1 pseudogene is annotated in these 724 nt (G+C 71.7%); it reads right to left on the bottom strand.

From position 1 onward, the window contains the following. Nucleotides 1-724: pseudogene (locus EN964_RS36245) on the bottom strand (ATP-dependent helicase HrpB); the annotation flags it as partial.

A 724-nucleotide genomic window follows, 5' to 3' on the forward strand; every position in this document is an offset into this window, starting at 1 on the left:
GGCCAGGGCGCGCCAAGGCCTCGATGCAACCAGCCAAGCCGCTGGCGCAGCGTTTGCGCCTCCTTGCTCCAGGTCAGCAGCGACAGCCCGTGCTGGCGCACCGCATCGAGGACGTCGCGGTCGGCGTCAGCACCGATTGGCGGCGGCAGCATGCGCTCGGCAAGCGTGATGGCGCCAAGGCGCACGGTTTCGCGGACGCGCACGGCGCGCTTGTCGCGGTCGAAGCTCGTTTCACGGCGGACCTCGATCCTGTCCGCCAGCGCGGCGCGGACATCGTCCTCGCCGATCGCTGCCGCCGCCGTGATGCGTGCATTCTGTGCCTTGCCCTGCAGGTCGGCGACGACCAGAAACGGCTCGCCCGCCAGCGGATCGGCGGCGTCGAGCATGGCGCCGGAGCCGTTGGCCAGCACGAAACGGCCACGCTCGCCGCGCGCCTTCGCCACCCGATCCGGCCAGGCGTGGACGAGCAGGGGACCGGCTGCCGCAGCTTCGCTGCCCTTCGCCTCGCCAGCCTGCCTCGCCAGCCGTTCGGCGAGCTGCTTGGCGGCTGTAGCGCGTGGCGATTTTTCCCCGCGAAAACGCATCAGCCGCCGCTCCAGATCGGCGCCGTCGCCACCAAGGCCGCGTTCGGTGAGCAGCACGGCAAGCATCGCCGCCTCGAAGGCATGGCCGCTGCCGGCTGCCTCGGCAACCATGTGCGCCAACCGCACCGGCAGGGCGAGCT

The organism is Mesorhizobium sp. M7A.F.Ca.CA.001.10.2.1, from assembly GCF_003998575.1.
GTDB lineage: Bacteria > Pseudomonadota > Alphaproteobacteria > Rhizobiales > Rhizobiaceae > Mesorhizobium.